At 68.7% G+C, this 15,712-nt stretch carries 16 protein-coding genes; 5 read left to right on the forward strand and 11 right to left on the reverse strand.

All coding sequences use genetic code 11. From position 1 onward, the window contains the following. Positions 1 to 14: 14 nt before the first annotated feature. Both J3P31_RS11565 and J3P31_RS11570 read right to left on the reverse strand, forming a co-directional pair. A complete protein-coding gene (locus tag J3P31_RS11565) occupies positions 15 to 293 on the reverse strand; it encodes a SemiSWEET family sugar transporter (RefSeq protein WP_210528590.1) in 279 nt (92 codons plus the stop codon). A gap of 274 nt (positions 294 to 567) precedes the next feature. After that, positions 568 to 972 (reverse strand): MarR family winged helix-turn-helix transcriptional regulator, encoded by a 405-nt coding sequence (locus tag J3P31_RS11570; protein ID WP_210528592.1) that lies wholly within the window; start codon positions 970 to 972, stop codon positions 568 to 570. A 136-nt stretch (positions 973 to 1,108) separates the two neighbouring features. On the opposite strand from J3P31_RS11570, the gene J3P31_RS11575 reads away from it, so the two are divergent. The 4 genes from J3P31_RS11575 (at position 1,109) to J3P31_RS11590 (ending at position 6,088) form a co-directional block, all read left to right on the forward strand. Further along, on the forward strand, positions 1,109 to 2,914 hold the full coding sequence (locus J3P31_RS11575; RefSeq protein ID WP_210528593.1) for a chloride channel protein: 1,806 nt from the start codon (positions 1,109 to 1,111) through the stop codon (positions 2,912 to 2,914). Then, positions 2,911 to 4,104: an HPP family protein gene (locus J3P31_RS11580; RefSeq protein WP_246849438.1), complete on the forward strand. Its 1,194-nt coding sequence runs from the start codon at positions 2,911 to 2,913 to the stop codon at positions 4,102 to 4,104. The genes J3P31_RS11575 and J3P31_RS11580 overlap by 4 nt, the downstream gene beginning before the upstream one ends. A gap of 487 nt (positions 4,105 to 4,591) precedes the next feature. Further along, positions 4,592 to 5,371: a ZIP family metal transporter gene (locus J3P31_RS11585; RefSeq protein ID WP_210528594.1), complete on the forward strand. Its 780-nt coding sequence runs from the start codon at positions 4,592 to 4,594 to the stop codon at positions 5,369 to 5,371. A 132-nt stretch (positions 5,372 to 5,503) separates the two neighbouring features. Next, positions 5,504 to 6,088: a DUF1003 domain-containing protein gene (locus J3P31_RS11590; protein WP_210528595.1), complete on the forward strand. Its 585-nt coding sequence runs from the start codon at positions 5,504 to 5,506 to the stop codon at positions 6,086 to 6,088. 121 nt (positions 6,089 to 6,209) lie between these two features. Here J3P31_RS11590 and J3P31_RS11595 read toward each other — a convergent pair whose 3' ends face one another. The 9 genes from J3P31_RS11595 to J3P31_RS11635 all read right to left on the reverse strand — a co-directional run bounded on the left by J3P31_RS11595 (position 6,210) and on the right by J3P31_RS11635 (position 14,564). Then, positions 6,210 to 6,845 carry a LysE family translocator gene (locus J3P31_RS11595; protein ID WP_210528596.1) on the reverse strand — a complete coding sequence of 212 codons (636 nt, stop codon included), beginning with the start codon at positions 6,843 to 6,845 and terminating at the stop codon, positions 6,210 to 6,212. 394 nt (positions 6,846 to 7,239) lie between these two features. Continuing rightward, complete coding sequence (locus J3P31_RS11600; RefSeq protein WP_210528597.1) at positions 7,240 to 7,752, reverse strand: hypothetical protein; 513 nt, start codon at positions 7,750 to 7,752, stop codon at positions 7,240 to 7,242. Positions 7,753 to 8,203: 451 nt separating this feature from the next. Further along, a complete protein-coding gene (locus tag J3P31_RS11605) occupies positions 8,204 to 9,697 on the reverse strand; it encodes a PepSY-associated TM helix domain-containing protein (protein WP_210528598.1) in 1,494 nt (497 codons plus the stop codon). A 76-nt stretch (positions 9,698 to 9,773) separates the two neighbouring features. Then, positions 9,774 to 10,223, reverse strand: coding sequence for a hypothetical protein (locus tag J3P31_RS11610; RefSeq protein ID WP_210528599.1), 450 nt, complete (start codon positions 10,221 to 10,223; stop codon positions 9,774 to 9,776). 31 nt (positions 10,224 to 10,254) lie between these two features. Continuing rightward, positions 10,255 to 10,530 (reverse strand): hypothetical protein, encoded by a 276-nt coding sequence (locus tag J3P31_RS11615; RefSeq protein ID WP_210528600.1) that lies wholly within the window; start codon positions 10,528 to 10,530, stop codon positions 10,255 to 10,257. Positions 10,531 to 11,047: 517 nt separating this feature from the next. Beyond that, positions 11,048 to 11,185, reverse strand: a complete 138-nt coding sequence (locus J3P31_RS11620; RefSeq protein WP_210528601.1) for a hypothetical protein — start codon at positions 11,183 to 11,185, stop codon at positions 11,048 to 11,050. Between the two features lie 378 nt (positions 11,186 to 11,563). Beyond that, positions 11,564 to 12,145: a VPLPA-CTERM sorting domain-containing protein gene (locus J3P31_RS11625; RefSeq protein WP_210528602.1), complete on the reverse strand. Its 582-nt coding sequence runs from the start codon at positions 12,143 to 12,145 to the stop codon at positions 11,564 to 11,566. Positions 12,146 to 13,094: 949 nt separating this feature from the next. Beyond that, complete coding sequence (locus tag J3P31_RS11630; protein ID WP_210528603.1) at positions 13,095 to 13,337, reverse strand: hypothetical protein; 243 nt, start codon at positions 13,335 to 13,337, stop codon at positions 13,095 to 13,097. A 204-nt stretch (positions 13,338 to 13,541) separates the two neighbouring features. Next, positions 13,542 to 14,564 (reverse strand): acyltransferase family protein, encoded by a 1,023-nt coding sequence (locus J3P31_RS11635; RefSeq protein WP_210528604.1) that lies wholly within the window; start codon positions 14,562 to 14,564, stop codon positions 13,542 to 13,544. A gap of 560 nt (positions 14,565 to 15,124) precedes the next feature. Here J3P31_RS11635 and J3P31_RS11640 point away from each other — a divergent pair. Continuing rightward, a complete protein-coding gene (locus J3P31_RS11640) occupies positions 15,125 to 15,700 on the forward strand; it encodes a biliverdin-producing heme oxygenase (RefSeq protein ID WP_210528605.1) in 576 nt (191 codons plus the stop codon). The last annotated feature ends 12 nt before the right edge of the window (positions 15,701 to 15,712 follow it).

Raw genomic sequence — 15,712 nt, forward strand, 5'->3', positions numbered from 1 at the left:
GAGCCGTGGCCCGGTCAGCCCGTGACATTACGAGTGGACAGCAGGTTTCGCATCTTGACCCACAGGATCGCGCCGACCAGCAGGAAGGTGACGCCGTTGCCCAGCCAGATCGCCAAAGCGTCCCGCCAGACGCCGTAGATGATCCAAAGGCTTGTTCCGGTCATGAGCATGAGGAGCGTCGCCAAGCTGAAATCCTGGGCGCTGCGCGTGCGCCAGGTTCGCACGACCTGCGGCAGGAACGAGAATGTCGCCAAGGCACTGGCCGCGAGGCCCAGATACTCGATGCCGTCCACGCCGCGTCTCCCGGATAGCGGGCCTCCGCAACCGCGCGGACCAGGCCTGTTCGGGCGGGACATAGGGGCGGGGGCCATGGGCCGCCAGTCCGCACCGTCGGGACATGCGGTGTGATGGACGACAGTCCCCCGCGTCGTGCCGCCTGGTGTGGTCGGCCAGCCACGCGGCATCACCCTGCCATTGCGCGATACCCTGTCGCGGCGCGAGGGGGACGAATGATGCGGACATCCCGGTCTTGCCCGTCCGCTGGTCGCCGCTCATGGCGGATTTTGCCTATCCCAAGCTGTCCAGGAGCGTCGTGAGCAGCGCCCGACGGCGGCGCAACTCGCTCCGATGCGCGGCCGACAGGGTGTCCAGCAACGCCTTGGCCCTGGTGCTCAGCTTCACGACCCGCCGCCGGCCGTCCTCCTCCGAGCCGTGCCTTTCGACCATGCCGATCGTCTCCAGCCGCGAGACGAGGCCGCTGGCGCTGTGCGGGCGCAAAAGAAGCGTTTCGGCCAGGTTTCCGACCGTCATCTGCTGTCCGTCGGCGCCCCGGATCGCAAGCAGCGCCTGATACTGCTGCGGCGAGAGCCCCTGCGAGAGAGCGGCGGCCTCGCTGAACTGCAGGAACTGCCGCAACTCCCGCCGGAAGGTGGCGAGGGTGCGGAAATCGGAGTCGCTGATCGGCTCGTCCATGCGCGTCTCCTGAAGGCGCGGTTCGGTGCGGCCCGCCAATACACTGTCGCCCCCCACCCACGAAAGCCTGCGTCCCGAGTTGCTTTATATCGCTCTGCGATATAACAGCCGGCGGTATCCGCTTCGAGGGTCCCCCATGCTTCCGTCCCGCAGCCCCGCCTTTCCTGCCCGTCTGGGCGATCACAGCGCCGACCGCCGCATGGTCATGCTCTCGGCCATGGCGCTCGTCGTGGGCTCGGGCGCCGCTCTCGGGGCCTGGGTCCTGCTGCGCCTGATCGCCCTGTGCACGAACGTCTTCTGGTTCGGGCGCCTGTCGGTTGCCGAGGTCGAGATCGCGGACGCCTCGGTCGGGCTCCTTGCTCTGGTCCTCCCGGTCATCGGCGCTCTGATCATCGGCCTGATGGCCCGCTTCGGCTCCGACAAGATCCGGGGGCACGGCATCCCCGAGGCCATGGAGGCCATCCTCTACGGCGAGAGCCGGTTGTCGCCCAAGGTGGCAGTCCTGAAGCCCCTGTCGTCGGCCATCTCGATCGGGAGCGGGGGGCCCTTCGGCGCCGAAGGCCCCATCATCATGACCGGTGGCGCCATCGGCTCTCTTTTCGCCCAGTGCTTCCACCTGAGCGCAGCCGAACGGAAGACGCTCCTTGTGGCCGGAGCCGCGGGAGGCATGACGGCGATCTTCGGGACGCCCCTGGCTGCGATCCTCCTGGCCGTCGAGGTGCTGCTCTTCGAGTGGAAGCCACGAAGCCTGCTGCCGGTCATCGTGGCCGTCCTGGTCTCGCTGGCATGGCGCGCGACCTGGATCGGTGTCGGTCCCCTGTTCCCGACGACGGCGAGCCTTCCGGACAGCCCCTGGACGCTTCCCGGAGCGGCTGCCCTGGGGCTCCTCGTCGGGCTGCTCTCGGTCGTGCTGACGGCTGCCCTCTACGCGATCGAGGACGCCTTCCATCGCCTCCCCGTCCACTGGATGTGGTGGCCTGCGCTCGGGGCCGTCGCCGTCGGGCTTGGGGGGCTGATCGATCCGCGTGTCCTGGGAGCAGGCTACGCCAACATCCACATGATGCTGGCGGGCACATCGACCACGGACGCCATTCTGCTCCTGCTGGTGGTCAAGGCTGCGGTCTGGCTCCTGGCGCTCGGTTCGGGCACATCGGGGGGCGTGCTGGCCCCGCTCCTGATCCTTGGAGGAGCACTTGGATGGCTCAGCGGGAGGATGCTGCCGGGGAGCGAGGGGTTCTGGGCGATGATCGGGATGGCGGGGATCATGAGCAGCGGGATGCGGGCTCCGCTGACCGGCATCCTCTTCGCCGCCGAAGCGACCGGGCGGTTCGACGCCCTGGCCGTCATGCTGGCCTGCTCGGCCGCGGCCTTCGGCGTCAGCGTGCTCCTGAGCCACCGGTCCATCCTGACGGAGAAGATTGCCCGCCGCGGGCGTCATCTGCTGCAGGAGTACGGCGTCGATCCCCTGGATCTCCTGCAGGCCCAGGCGGTGATGACGCCCGGGCCCGAGACGTTGCCGGGGACCATGACCACCTCGGCCGCAGTCGAGTTCTTTGCCCGGGACGCCCGCCACCGCAGCTATCCCGTGGTGGACGAAGCGGGTCGCCTTCTCGGTCTCGCTTCGCGCACCGACGCGCTGGGCTGGCGGCAGGGCGTCGGTGACCCCGGCGCCACCTTGGTGGAGACACTGTCCGACCGCGCCTACCCAGTGGTCCACCCCGATGCGACCTGCAGCGCAGTGGCGGACCTGGCCGTGCAGTCGGGGGTGGGCCGCATCCCGGTCGTTTCCCCGACCGACGGGCGCGTGCTGGGCGTCATCACGCGGCAGGACCTCCTGCGGGCCCGTCTGGACTCGCGGCGCCAGGACAGCCATCGCAGCCGCACACGCCTTCTTCGGGCCTTCCCCGGCCCGTCATCCCGAGACGGAGCCGTCCCAAGTTGACTTCACGCCAGCCTTCCTTTCTGCGGCACGCCGCGCGAGCACTGGGCCCCGCCATCGCCGGCGTGCCTCCGACCGAAGCCTTGCGCGCCGGGGTCGGAGCGCTGGTCGGCCTGGGCCTCGCAGGCCTGCTCGTGCTCTCGCCGGCGGTGGACCTCCGGCTGGGGCTTTACCTGATCGCGCCGTTCGGGGCGACGTCGGTACTGATCTTCGCCGTGCCGAACAGTCCTCTGGCCCAGCCCTGGTCGGCGGTGGTCGGAAACACGCTTGCGGCGGTCGTGGGCGTGGCGGTCGTGCTGCTCGTCGCCGATCCGATCCTTCGCATCGCGCTCTCGGTCGGTCTGTCGATCATCGTCCTGATCCTGGCGCGGGCCGTCCACCCGCCTGCAGGGGCCGTGGCCATGACGGCCGCGATGAACCCCGACGCGATCCACGAACTGGGCTTCCGCTTTGCGCTGGCCCCCGTCGCGCTCGGCTCCGCGCTGCTGGTCGCCATCGCCATCGCCTACGCTCACCTGACAGGGCGGCGCTATCCGTTCCGCCATTTCGACGACGAGGGCGCGCACCATACGGCCGACCCTCCGGCGGTGGAACGCCTGGGCCTGAGCGAAGAGGAGCTCACGGACATTCTCCGGCGGTACCGGCAGTCGCTCAACCTCGGTGTCGAAGACCTCGCGCGCCTGATCGGCGCGGCCGAGATGCAGGCGGCGCGCCACCAACCCAACCCGCTCACGGCGGCGGACATCATGTCACGGGACCTCGTCACGGTTCATCCCGACACACCGCTTTCCGAGGTCGCCGACCTGTTCCGCCTCCACGCCTTCACGTCCCTGCCTGTCGTGGATGACGAGGACCGGTTCCTCGGGGTGATTTTCCAGTTGCACCTGATCCGCCGCGCCCGGGAGGACGCCCTGCGTCTGAAGCTCGGCTTCGCCGCCGCCATGGCGCGCCTTGTCGACCCGCGGCGGAGCACGCCGGTCCGAGCCGCCGACATCATGGCGACGGGGATGTCGCGCGTGGCCCCGACGACCCCCGTCAGCGCACTCCTGCCCCTCCTGGCGGAGAACGAATCCGACGCCGTCCCGGTCATGACGCAGGACCGGACCATCGTCGGCATCGTCACCCAGACCGACCTGATCGCCGCCCTGGCGCGACAGCACCTCCGGATGTCCCTGGCGGGCCAGACGGCCTGACCGGCGCCAAGGTCCACTTCGGATCGGACCCGGGCGACCGGGCAAGGCGGAAGCGTCGCGCGGGACATCGCCTTGCATGTGGGATCCTGGCCCGGGGCCATCAGTATGGAAGGGGGCCCGTCGTTTTGCGGCCGACGGGCCCATATCCGATCATTCCCTCTTGGGAAGAGAACTCGAACGGCCGGGGTTCTGAGGGCAGCGGCACTCTCCGGCTAACCCGCCGCAGCACGTGCTCACGGCTGCCCATGCCGGGTAGCAGGACATCGCGGCCAATCTTGGGCAGGGCCGAGGCGATCAGGTGAAGCAGCACAGGTCCAGGGCGTCCTTGCAATGCGAATCCGCCCACGTCACCGACGCCCATCCGGTCGACCTGCGTGACAGAAAGAACCTGCAAGCCCGTCCCATCCCCCACCAGGATAAGCGAACCAACTCTGGATCATGACGTTGGGCTCTGCGCGACGGATGGAATCGCGTCAAAGGAGCGGGCATGGAAGGTTCAGCCCTGATCGTGCCGGGCATCGCGCTCGCGGCGGCCCTGGCCTCGCCCCTGGGCGGTTTGCTTGCCGTCTGGCTCCGCCCATCGAGCCTGCTGCTGTCCGCGGCGGTGGGCCTCGCGGGCGGCGTGCTCCTGGGCACGTTCGCCTTCGAGATGCTGCCCAAGGCGCTGGAAATGGCGGGGCTTTCGTGGGCCGTGGCCGGATTCGCCTTCGGCTTCGGGCTTGTCTATCTCCTCGACCTTTACGTGAACCGCTGGGAGGTGGCGGGGCCCGAGGCCGACCAGTCCGACCGCGTGAAGCGCCATCACCGCCGGCGCAAGCCGCGCGGCGGCAGCACCTCCGTGCTGGCGGGCGGCACCAGTTCGGAGGAGATCATCGAAGGCATCGCCATCGGGGTCGGCGGCGCGCTCGATCCCAGCACGGCGCTGATCGTGGGCATCGCGATCGCCGTGGACAACATCAGCGAGGCCATGAGCATCGGCGAGCTGATCCTGAGCGAGGACCAGGGCAGGGCCAAGCGCAGGATCCTGTTCTGGACGTCCCTGATCGGGCTGGCGCTTTTTGCCTCGGCCCTGGTGGGCTGGTTCGCCTTGGGCCGCATCCCGGACGCCGTGCAGGGGGTTCTCTTCGCCCTGGGGGCCGGCGGCATGTTCTACCTGACCGTCACCGATCTCGTGCCCGAGGCCGAGTCGCACCAATTCCAGCAATCGGCCGCCCTGGCCATCGGCGCGGGCTTTCTGCTCATCCTGATCCTGTCCGAGCTGATGTGAGGCGCAGGCGAGGCCGTTCCCGGCTTCCACCGGACCTGCGTCACCGCCCAGGAACTCTGCTTCCGCAGGAGCGTTGATGACCGGCCCGGCGCCAGGAGATGGCCTGATGGGGCCAAACCGGAGGAAGAAACCATGGCGGGTCCCAACGGTCGAGCCCATCCCGACGCCGCCGTTCAGACGCTCACGCATGCTTCGCCCCATCCGCCGGGCCTGAGCTCGGTTCTCGAGCGCAACATCCAGGCCCTCAAGGAGCGGCAGCAGCGCGAGGAGCACGAGGCCAGCGCCCAGGAGCGGGTGGCCGACCGGATCACCCGCTTCACCGGGTCCATGCTCTTCGTCTACATCCACCTCGTGCTGTTCGGCTTCTGGATCGTCGCCAACCTGGGCTGGATCCCCGGCATTCCCCGCTGGGACCCGACCTTCGTGGTGCTCGCCATGTGGGCGTCGGTCGAGGCGATCTTCCTGTCGACCTTCGTGCTCATCAGCCAGAACCGGATGTCGGCCGTGGCGGAGCGGCGGTCCGAGCTGGACCTGCAGATCAGCCTTCTGGCCGAACACGAGATCACGCGGCTCACGACCCTGGTCGCCAGCATCGCCGAGCGGCTGGACGTCCAGACCAGGGTCGAGGACGAGCTCACCGAGATCCAGGAGGATGTCTCGCCCGAAGCGGTGCTCGATGCCATCGAGGCGACCGACGAGACGCGGAAGGTGGGCTGAGGCTGGACGCCGCAGAGGTCCGATCGGCCAGGCTCGATCCCTCGTGGCAGCGGGTGGGTGGGCTTCGACCTGAGCGGACCTGGATGGCGCGCGGGAGCGGTTGCCCTGTCGGCTGTCCGTCTCAGCGTTGCGCGCTCAGCGCGAGCCGCGCCGCGAAGACGATAAAGATGACGCCTGTGACGCGGTCGAGCCAGGCGACGACGGCGCCTTGGCGCAGGAGCCGGCCGATCGGCCGCGTGGCCAGGATCAGGAGTGCGAACCAGATCACGCTCAGACCTGCGTGGATCGCGGTGAGAAGCACCGTCATGCCCGGGACATTAGCCCCGGCCGGAATGAACTGCGGCACGAACGAGACGTAGAAGACGCCGACCTTGGGGTTCAGGATGTTCGTCAGGAAGCCCCGGGCCAGCCATCGCCTCCCGCTGCCTGCCGCCTTGGGTGTGGCCTCCGCCAAGGGGACGCCGTGTCGAGGCGCGAGCAGAAGCCGGACGCCCAGATAGGACAGGTAGGCGGCCCCCACCCATCGAAGGATGTGGTAGGCGAGTTCCGACGCGGCGAGCAGGGCGCCCAGTCCCACGGCGGCGATCAGGCCCCAGCCGAAGAGCCCCGCCACGACCCCGATCCCGGCGAGCATGGCCCGCGCCGGCCCCTCCGAGGCCGCTGTCCGAAGCACCAGAGCCATGTCGAGACCGGGCGTCACGGTCAGGATCGTGGCCGCTACCGTGAAGGTGGCGATCGGCTCGAGGAGGGGGATCATGTGCGTCCTTGCATGAAAGCGGCAGGCTGGAGCCCTTCGACCTGCGCCGGCCTGGATGAGAAGATCGGCGGACCCGCCCTGGATCCCGTCCCGCGTCTCCTCCGATAACATCAAGGCGATGGCACGGAAACTGCACGAAGGGGCCGGCATCCTGCGGCTGCGACACCCCATGCCGATCACCGCCGCACCCATTCGAGCTGTCAGGACGGCGTCGCCCCCCTGCAGGCTCGGTCAGCGGCCCTGACTGCGAGAGTGACCTTCGGGTGGCCTCGCGACGTGCCCGCCGGCATGAGCCCGCTGGCCCACGCCCGCAGGTGCGGCCAGGGTCGCAGGGTTCCAGGCCGGGGCGCGCCGCCCGTGACCGCCGGAACGATCCCCGCCGCTGCCATGCCGGTCATCGGGTCCAGTTCCTTCCGGGGCCCTCCGGCGCGCGGCGGGAGATGTAGGCCCTGGACGCGATCCAGGCCGACGACGTCATGCTGCAGGCGCTGCCGCCGAACTCGACCGGGGTCATGGGGCGGCGGCCCTGCCTGTTCGGCGCCCCGTCCTGCGGCCCAGGGACAGGGCCGGCGCGGGGCGGGAGCATGGTGCGGTCGGGGGCCGCACGGAAGATGATCCGGGCTCCCAGCGCCTGCCGCTCCTGCTCCGCTCCGGTCTGCCCGCTGCTCAGCTCCCACAGGAGGACGTCGCGAAGCCGTGCCGCAAGGCGGCTGGGTTCCCCTGGACCCGGGACAAGGCTGAGGTCGAACATGGGCAACGTCGACAGGCCCTCGGCTTCGCCCACGGGCATCAGGCCCGGCGGCACGCAGGACTCGACCAGCCCTGCGGCCGCAAGCCCGGCCCACGCCGCCGCGATGACGCCCAGCATGCTCGCGCTGGAGCAGACCACCGCGCGATCTTGGGGCATGTCCTGGCGCTCGTCTCGGCTCTGGGCTCTGCCGCCCATGGCGTGACCCGGCGTTGGCGCCGGCTCGACGATACCTTGCCATCCGCGCTGCGGGGCGGCGTCTTCTCCACCATCGCAGGCGCTCTGATCGCGCGGAACCTGGGACAGCCGTTGGCCATCCCCGGTCCCGGATGCGCTCTGGTGCGTGCTCATGGGCATGGTCACTCTGTCCAGGGGCCTTATCCTCTACACCCTGGGCAGCAAGGTCATCCCCGCGGCCGAACTCACGTTTCTCTCGAACACCGAGGTCATGCGGGCCGCATTCTGGATGTGGCTGGTTCCTGGTGAGACGGCCAGCGCGGGCGCCCTGGTGCCCGCCGTGATCCTGCTCGTGGCGATCGCCTTTGACGACCTTTCCGGCGCGAGGCGACCCGACCCCATGACGCAGGTCAGGCCGCTCGGACGGGCCGGGTCAGGACAGGGCGCGCTTCAGCGGCTTCACGTTCTGGAGCACCAGCATGTCAAGGACCAGCACGCCGATGAGCGTGGCGCCCACGAGCGGGAAGAGCATGGACAGCGCCACGGCCAGCGCAAGGGCGCCCTTCCACAGGGGCAGCTCCTCGGGCCGGGGCGGGGCGGCCAGACGCATCGCGCCAGTGGGGCGGCGCTTCCACCAGACCACGAGGCCCGAGACGCAAAGGAACGCGATCAGAAGGATCATCACGGCGTTCACGAGCACGTTCCAAAGGCCCAGCTGCCCTTCATGCATCGCCACTCCGACGGCAAGTCCCTTGGCCGCGAGCGAGTAGTCCTCGTAGCGGAGGTCCGCCAGCACTGCGCCACTGTATCGGTCCACATGGACCGTGCGGTCCGAGGTGGGCTCGTTGCTGTCGTAGCTCATCGAGTCGTGGGAGATGGTCCAGACGCCGGTATCGCCCTTGGGCGCGTCGATCCGGATCCGGCCGGGCAGGTCCAGCGCCTGGCCAAGGGTCACGATGGCGGTCAGGTCGGGCGCGGGGCCGGCCGTCATGCCATGGTGCTGGTGGCCCGCATGATCCATGGCGGCCTGGGCCGGGCCCGCATGGTGGGCGCTCGCGGCAGCCGGATCGGACTGGGGCAGGGGCGTCTGCTCCAAGCCCCAGGGGACGCGTTTCTCGCCCTTGAGGTTCAGGCTCGCATGGGTGAGATCCGAGGCCGGCGCGTCACCCCAGACCCCGGCCGGGAAGGTGGACCAGGCCTGCACCCACTTGCCGCCCCAGACTCCCGTCCAGGCCATGCCGGTCAGCAGGAACACGAGAAGCGCCGCCGAAACCCAGAAGCCCACGACGGTGTGGAGCGACTTCCAGAGCGACCGACCCCGGGCCGTCATCCGTGGCACGAGGAGGTCGCGCCAAGGCCGTCCGCCGCGCGGCCACCAGAGATACAGCCCCGTGGCCAGCAGCACGAAGCCCAGCCCCGACGCGATCTCGATCAGGCGGTCGCCGAGGGTGCCGATGAGCAGCGTGCCGTGTATATCCTCCAGCCACGCCTCCCAGGTCTGGCCATCGGCGGTCAGGCGAAGCGCCTCGCCGGTGTAGGGGTTCAGGGCGACGACGACCGGCGTCTCGGGTCCGGCCACGGTCACGAGCACCGGGTTCCCGGGGGCGTAGGCGGTGGCGTAGGCCGAAACGGCGGTGCCGCCCGGGACGGCAGCCAAGGCGGCCGCGACCTGGCCCTCCACGGACAGGGCCTGAGCCGCGGGCTCGATCACCAGCCGTTCACCGTATTCGGGCCAGACGCTTGACAGGAGCATCATGCCAAAGCCCGTCCCGGCCAGCATGAGAAGGAACGGAATCACGAAAAGCCCGGCATAGAAGTGCCAGCGCCAGGCGGCGAAGTAGAGCTTGTCGAGCCTGGGAGAGGAGGCGGACGCAACGGACGCGGGGGCGCCGCCCACGGCGGGCGCCGCGTTGGGAAAGGCAGTCATGGAAGAACTCGTCATCTGAGGCGCCGTGACGCGCACGGCAGGGATCGGGTGCGGGTCGCACCCAAGGGATCGGGTCTCAGAGGACGAGGGCAGGGGGACCGCGCGCGGGGGGTGCGCGGGCATGGGTTTCGGGTGGTGCACGAAGTCCTGGACCGATCCAGCCGAGCGGGTGCCAGACCATGGCGAGCGGCGGCAGGACCAGGCCGGGCATGTCCACGAAGGCGCCGGCGATCAGGCAGATCGAGCAGTGGGAGGGGCCGTGTCGATGATGGTCGGGCGCACCGTCCGGTCCCTTGCCGGCCCCCGCTCCATGGGCATCATGCCTTCCGAGGGCGCCATGCCCTGTCGGCATGCCTTGCATGGCGGCGACTGATGTCCCGCAATTGGCCGGCACCTGATCGCTGGCCATCCCCCCGTCCTTCGTTGCGGTCAGGCCGGGAGTCATGGCCATGCCACCCGACGCCGCCAGCGCAAGGGCCAGCAGCCCCACGAGGAGCCGGTCGAGCAGGCGGTGGATCAGATCCATGAGCACGCGCTAGGGAGGTGGTGGCCCTGGGTCAAGCGATCACCGGGCCGGATGCCCACCGCAGGTCCGAAGCCGGCGCCACCTCGGCCCAGCGGGTCACCGTTTGGCCGCCGCCCCGCGTGACGGCAAGGCGAAAGCCGGGCCCCGACTGGTTGCCGTCGTGCCCCTGGGCCTGCGCGACGATCCCGCTGCGCGGATCCTCGGGCTGTCCGAAGTCGGTCGATCCGATCCCTCTGTCGATCCCCGTCAGGGGTTCACCCCAGAGCCGGACATGCCGCTTGCAGCCGTCCGCCGCCGATCCTGCCATTGCGGCCTGTCCTGGGTCCCTGCTCAGGATCTCCTTGCAAGTGCCGCCGCCGGGCCTTCCCCTGCCGGCTCGGGCCGCATGGACCAGGACAGGCGCGGCGTCCGGGATCGGGACCGCTGCAGAGGTCGGGCGTCTGGGGCTCATCGCGGTCTCCGAGGTGCATCCCATCCAGGATGACCGACTGGCATCGAAAGGTGTCTCGCGATGTCTAGGGTGACCTGCGCGCGGCGACTTTGACCCAAGGCAAAGTTCGCACGTGATCAGCCTTGGAACCGAGCAGGCCCCCGCGCGCCCAAGGTCCCGGTCGCGCTGCTTGCGTGCTATAGACAGGTTGGGGCCAGACCCTGGACATCGGGCAGGCCCGCCACGACCGCAGAACCTAGGCCTGTCGATCAAGCAGGGCACAGGCCTGGGGATGGGCACGAACGGGCCGGGCCCCGCGACCAGATCGCGCGGGGCTGCTGCCGTGCCTCCCGGGCTGGATGAGGATGGTGGTCGCGCGGGCGGGCGGCGCCCGCTAGAGGAAGACGGTCCTGAAAGCCAGCGCCAGGGCCGCCCAACTCGACATACAGGCCAGGGTGACCAGCCCAAGGACCAGCACCGTCAGGATGTCCGTCTTCTCGACGGCCAGCAGGTCCCGTTCCGCATCGGTCAAGGACCGGACCGTCGTGTCCTCGTCGGCAGGATTTGTCGCGACCTTGGCATCGGGCAGGACAACTGGGTCTGCAGTCGGCGCACGACCCGGATATCCGGAGATCTGGTTTGCGTCCGGTCGGCCTGGACCGCTCCAGAAAGGAGCGCGCCGACCCTTGGAATGGTCGATGGCGTAATGAGTCATGCGTCCAACTCTTGGTGCAGCAGTCCGCCGCGTCGGTATCTGCGGCACAAAAGGGCAGGAGGCCCTGGATGAGCGCCTCCTGACCTTTCTTGCACGGTTTTCGAACAGCCGAGCCCAAGCTCGGGGACGAGGGCCCCCCTGATGGATGCCCCTCGTCTCAGGGTCGGATCAGTCAGCCCGACCCTGATGCGGCCGTCAGGCCGCCTTCTTGCGGCGACGCAGGGCCGCCAGGCCGCCCACGGCGGACAGGAGCAGAAGGCCAGCGGCCGGCACGGGGACCACGGCCGCCTCGACCGCGAAGTCGATGTCGGCCACGCCGCCCGCCCGCACGCCGGTATCGATCACGTTGCCGAACGACACGATGAGGTCGACGGTCTGACCGGCCGCGACGAACAGCTGGGATTCGAAGCCGTTGGTCTCATCCTGAGCGAAGTCGAACGGACCGATCGAGCCGAAGGAGACCGAGACACCTCCGGCAAAGGCGGCCGAGAGCTGCTGGACCGTGCCGCCCAGGATCGAGAGCGCGGCGTTGCGCGACGACGTGTTGACGAACGAGAAGGTGTAGCTGTCGGCAGCCTGTCCGATCTCGAACTGGCCATCGAAGAAGAAATCGTCTGCAAGCAGGTCGTAGCTGCCACCCGGCGTCACCATGGTCGTGGCCGAGGCCACAGCCGGAGCAATAAGCAACCCTGCGGCCAAGGCCGCGATTTTCAGTCTGTCAAGCATGAAATCTTCCGCCGTTTTGGTTTTCTTGGCGACCGCTGGGGTCGTGAACATAAAGGTAGCGGAATTTTGCCTAGGTCAATCATAAAAATGGCTGAATTCTGCCATAATCGTATTGAGCGCCTCAGAGGCCCGTCGTGGCGCGGTCTGGTCGACATATGACCAGAGATCTCCTGACGCGGATCGGACACCAGGATCCCGGCGCGCGGTCCGACATCCGCACGCTCTCGCGTGTCGCTCGAGTTCGTTGTCTCGACCCGATGGGCAACTGCTCGGGTCAGGCGAGGCTGGTGCGCATCATGGCTTCCCTCGGCAATCCGATGCACCGCTGGTTCAGGGATGGCTGAGCTGGCTCCCTGGTCGCGCGCGGCAAGGAGCCAGCGTTGAGGCGGCGGGAACGAGTTGCAAGGCTCCACGCGCAACCAGACCTGGCCGTGGGGGCGTTGCGCCCAAGAGGCTTGGCCGACAGCACCAGCCCGGGGACCCCGCCCGCTCGCCGGAGGACGTTGATCCCGGGAGCCGAGAATGGGGAGGGCGGCGGGGCCAACTCTGACATGTCGTGCCACATACCGGACCCGCCCTCGAGCGAAGGGGCGAGGACCAGTGCGAAACCATGGCTTCAGCGACGAACATCGGGAGAGGTGATGCCATGCGCCGCGCCCGACCAGTCTTGGCCGGCAACGCACGCGGAGGCGGGGGAACCGGGTGGTCCATCGCGGAGCGCCCCGTCAGGGCTCGCGTCCGGTCGGCAGCACGAGAGTCACCAAAGCAGCGCCAACGCTGTGGGGGTGGAGCCGCCCTCGTCAGTTGCCCTGGGTCAAGCGGGAGGGCAACGGGGTCACGGATCCATCCTCCCCGTCGCAGCGCAGGCTGCTTTGGGCGGGCCAGGAGGTCCGGGCGACGCTACGGTCGCCTGGACGGCCCCGACACGTGCCCCAAAGCCTTGAGTGGCCTTCTCGGGTGGAGGGCTAGACCAAACGCTCTCGGGCCTTGCCGGCCGGGCTCACTTCCGCTTGGGCGGGATCGGGTCCGCCATGGAGCCCGTGAACGGGTCCTCGAACGGGTCCAGCCACTTGGACCGCTCTTTCGCCGCCAGCTTCGTCACATGCGATCCGAGGCGGGCTCCAAGGTTCGAGATCGCCTTGCCAAGCCCGGTGCCGCCGCTTGAGGACGGCGTCGCCGGCGCAAGGGCCGCCTCCGACGGCATCGTCCAGGAGCGGGACAAGCCCTGCGACAGCTCCTGCATCTGCTGTCTCTGAACACGGCTCGGGTGGCTGACCATCGAACTCTCCAACATGCGAGATGTTGGACCTGACCATCCTCTTGTGTCCTCAAGATGGCGGGGCCGCGGCCAGAATCCAGCAGTCACCCCGAATCAGGACGAGGCGGCCGGAGTCCGCGGGACTCCTGCGCCGCCAACGCCCTGCGATCCTGTTTCCGTCGGGGCCGATCACCCCGGCGTCCAGGCCTGCTTCACCTCGCGAAGCCGCATGACCACCGGATCGGGAACGGCATACAGCCATCCCAGGCCCAGGCTGCGGGCGACCTGTTCGATCATGAGGGCGGCCGGGACGGCAATGCCGGCGAACCCGATCCAGACCACGGTCGGAGCGGCGGCCATCCATGGCTCGGGCAGCAGGGCGAACAGGATCGCCATGATCGGCATGTGGCCCAGATAGATCGGCAGCGACCGACGGCCTATCGAATTCATCCAGGCGGAGGCCGCTGGCAGGGATTGCAGCCCGTAGGCGGCCGCGACGCCGAGCCCGGCCCCCAGCGCGCTTCGGACGACCAGCTTCGTGAAGCCATGAAGCGGCAAGGCCAGGGAGATCAGGAGGCCGCCCGCGCAAACGGCCGCGACCACGAGCACCCTGCTGCCCCTTTCCGTGGCCCAGCGCATATAGGGGGCGCCAAGAACCCCGGCCATGTAGAATGGATAATAAAGGGCGAAGCTGCGGGTGAAGAACTCCTCGCGGAGCAGGTGATTGACGGCAAGCAATCCGAACAGGCCACCCAGCAACGCCAGCCGCCGCCAGCCGTCCTGCGTCAGGACCAACCAAGCCATGACGGCATAAGCCAGCAACGCATAGATGAACCAGAGTTCGCCCTGCGGGCTCCAGAGGATTTCGCCCAGTCCCGGAAGAGGTCGGGTGAACCACGGATAAAGCGGCACCACGGCATCGATGGCGCTGCCGATGACGGTCCAGACCAGCAGGATCCACACCATGGGCAGAACCCGCTTCCGGATGGTCTGCGCGATCGGGCGCCGCGCCAGACCGGCCGTCAGGATACCTGACGCAAGGAAGAACAGCGGCATCCGGGCGTAGATGAGCCATTCGTTCAGCCGGGTCACCTCGGTGGGCATGTCTCCTCCGAGGCGTGCGAAAAGATAGGAATGCCACAGGACGACCAATAGGATCGACGCCCCTTTGGCCGTGTCGATCCAGTCGATCCGTTCCGAATTCGCTTTCATGCGTCCCTCAGGGTGTTGGAGGCCAGCATCAACGACCGCGACTCGTACATTTCACGCAAATATGTCATGCGCATTTCAGTCTCCCTGCCGGCCATTCCGCGGGAAATCTACAATCGCATTCAAAGGAACCCTGCCTGATCTATGGGATTGGGTCCTTTGATCCCTTCTATTCCCTATTATCTGTCCCTTAGCCGACTTGATCGGTCTCGACGTCCCGGGCGCCGTATTTCCAGTGCCCTCGAACCACGCGAGATAGGTCGCGACCTTCGGATATTAACGGAGGAGGTTCATCTCTGGCCGGGCCCAAGCGGATTTCTGCCAAGCACCTCCGCGTAATTGCGCAAACGCGGCGCAAGAATAGGCATTCCGAAGACGCCGCCGCGCAGGGGTGCCGATCTTTGGCCGGAACACCCGACCCGCGAACCTGTCCAGGCGGCCCACCGGGCCGGGCGCGGGCGGCGCTGGTCCCGGCGAGACGGTGGCCCGGCCGGCTCTCCGCATCCTTCGATCAACTTCTGTTGCCTCGACAGCCCAGCGCCGGCTGGCGTAACGATGCCGCCATGGGGCCGCTCCGCACGCATCTGAGATCCGCCACGCGGCTGGCCCATGAGCGCGTCGATGCGGCGTTCGGCCAGTACGACCTGTCGCGCCGAAGCGATTACGCGACCTTCCTGAGCCACCATGCCGCTATCCTGACGCCGCTGGAGCTTTCCCTCGAGGCGGCGGGCGTGGCCCGGCTTCTTCCGGATTGGCCGGAACGGTCGCGCCGGCACGCGCTTCGTCAGGACCTGGAGGTCCTGGGCCTGCTCCCTCCTTCCATCGGGCAGGGGGCGACACCCCAGGGGCCGGCGGCTCTGCTGGGCATGGTTTATGTCCTGGAGGGCTCGCGGCTCGGTGCGGCGGTCCTGCTGCGCCGCGTGAGGGAGGCCACCGATCCGGATGTCCGGGCGGCAACGCTCTACCTTGGCCATGGAGCCGCGCAGGGGCTCTGGACCTCCTTCATCGACCGGCTCGAACAGAGTCCACAGGCGCTGGCCGACCCGGACGCCGTGGTCGCCGGAGCACTGGCCGCCTTCGCTGCCTTCGAGGCCGCGGCCGGGCCTGCCGGGCGTCAGAAGGAAGGTCGTACCGGCTGACCGGCCGGGCCC

The sequence above is a fragment of the Rubellimicrobium arenae genome (genome assembly GCF_017916275.1).
Taxonomy (GTDB): Bacteria; Pseudomonadota; Alphaproteobacteria; order Rhodobacterales; family Rhodobacteraceae; genus Rubellimicrobium; species Rubellimicrobium arenae.

What these genes read in the sequence shown, in the direction of transcription:
- J3P31_RS11570 (WP_210528592.1), bottom strand. Translation starts at nt 972, where the DNA reads ATGGACGAGCCGATCAGCGACTCCGATTTCCGCACCCTCGCCACCTTC.
- J3P31_RS11575 (WP_210528593.1), top strand. Translation starts at nt 1,109, where the DNA reads ATGCTTCCGTCCCGCAGCCCCGCCTTTCCTGCCCGTCTGGGCGATCAC.
- J3P31_RS11585 (WP_210528594.1), top strand. Translation starts at nt 4,592, where the DNA reads ATGGAAGGTTCAGCCCTGATCGTGCCGGGCATCGCGCTCGCGGCGGCC.
- J3P31_RS11590 (WP_210528595.1), top strand. Translation starts at nt 5,504, where the DNA reads ATGGCGGGTCCCAACGGTCGAGCCCATCCCGACGCCGCCGTTCAGACG.
- J3P31_RS11595 (WP_210528596.1), bottom strand. Translation starts at nt 6,845, where the DNA reads ATGATCCCCCTCCTCGAGCCGATCGCCACCTTCACGGTAGCGGCCACG.
- J3P31_RS11600 (WP_210528597.1), bottom strand. Translation starts at nt 7,752, where the DNA reads ATGCCCCAAGATCGCGCGGTGGTCTGCTCCAGCGCGAGCATGCTGGGC.
- J3P31_RS11605 (WP_210528598.1), bottom strand. Translation starts at nt 9,697, where the DNA reads ATGACTGCCTTTCCCAACGCGGCGCCCGCCGTGGGCGGCGCCCCCGCG.
- J3P31_RS11610 (WP_210528599.1), bottom strand. Translation starts at nt 10,223, where the DNA reads ATGGATCTGATCCACCGCCTGCTCGACCGGCTCCTCGTGGGGCTGCTG.
- J3P31_RS11615 (WP_210528600.1), bottom strand. Translation starts at nt 10,530, where the DNA reads ATGGCAGGATCGGCGGCGGACGGCTGCAAGCGGCATGTCCGGCTCTGG.
- J3P31_RS11625 (WP_210528602.1), bottom strand. Translation starts at nt 12,145, where the DNA reads ATGTTCACGACCCCAGCGGTCGCCAAGAAAACCAAAACGGCGGAAGAT.
- J3P31_RS11630 (WP_210528603.1), bottom strand. Translation starts at nt 13,337, where the DNA reads ATGCAGGAGCTGTCGCAGGGCTTGTCCCGCTCCTGGACGATGCCGTCG.
- J3P31_RS11635 (WP_210528604.1), bottom strand. Translation starts at nt 14,564, where the DNA reads ATGAAAGCGAATTCGGAACGGATCGACTGGATCGACACGGCCAAAGGG.
- J3P31_RS11640 (WP_210528605.1), top strand. Translation starts at nt 15,125, where the DNA reads ATGGGGCCGCTCCGCACGCATCTGAGATCCGCCACGCGGCTGGCCCAT.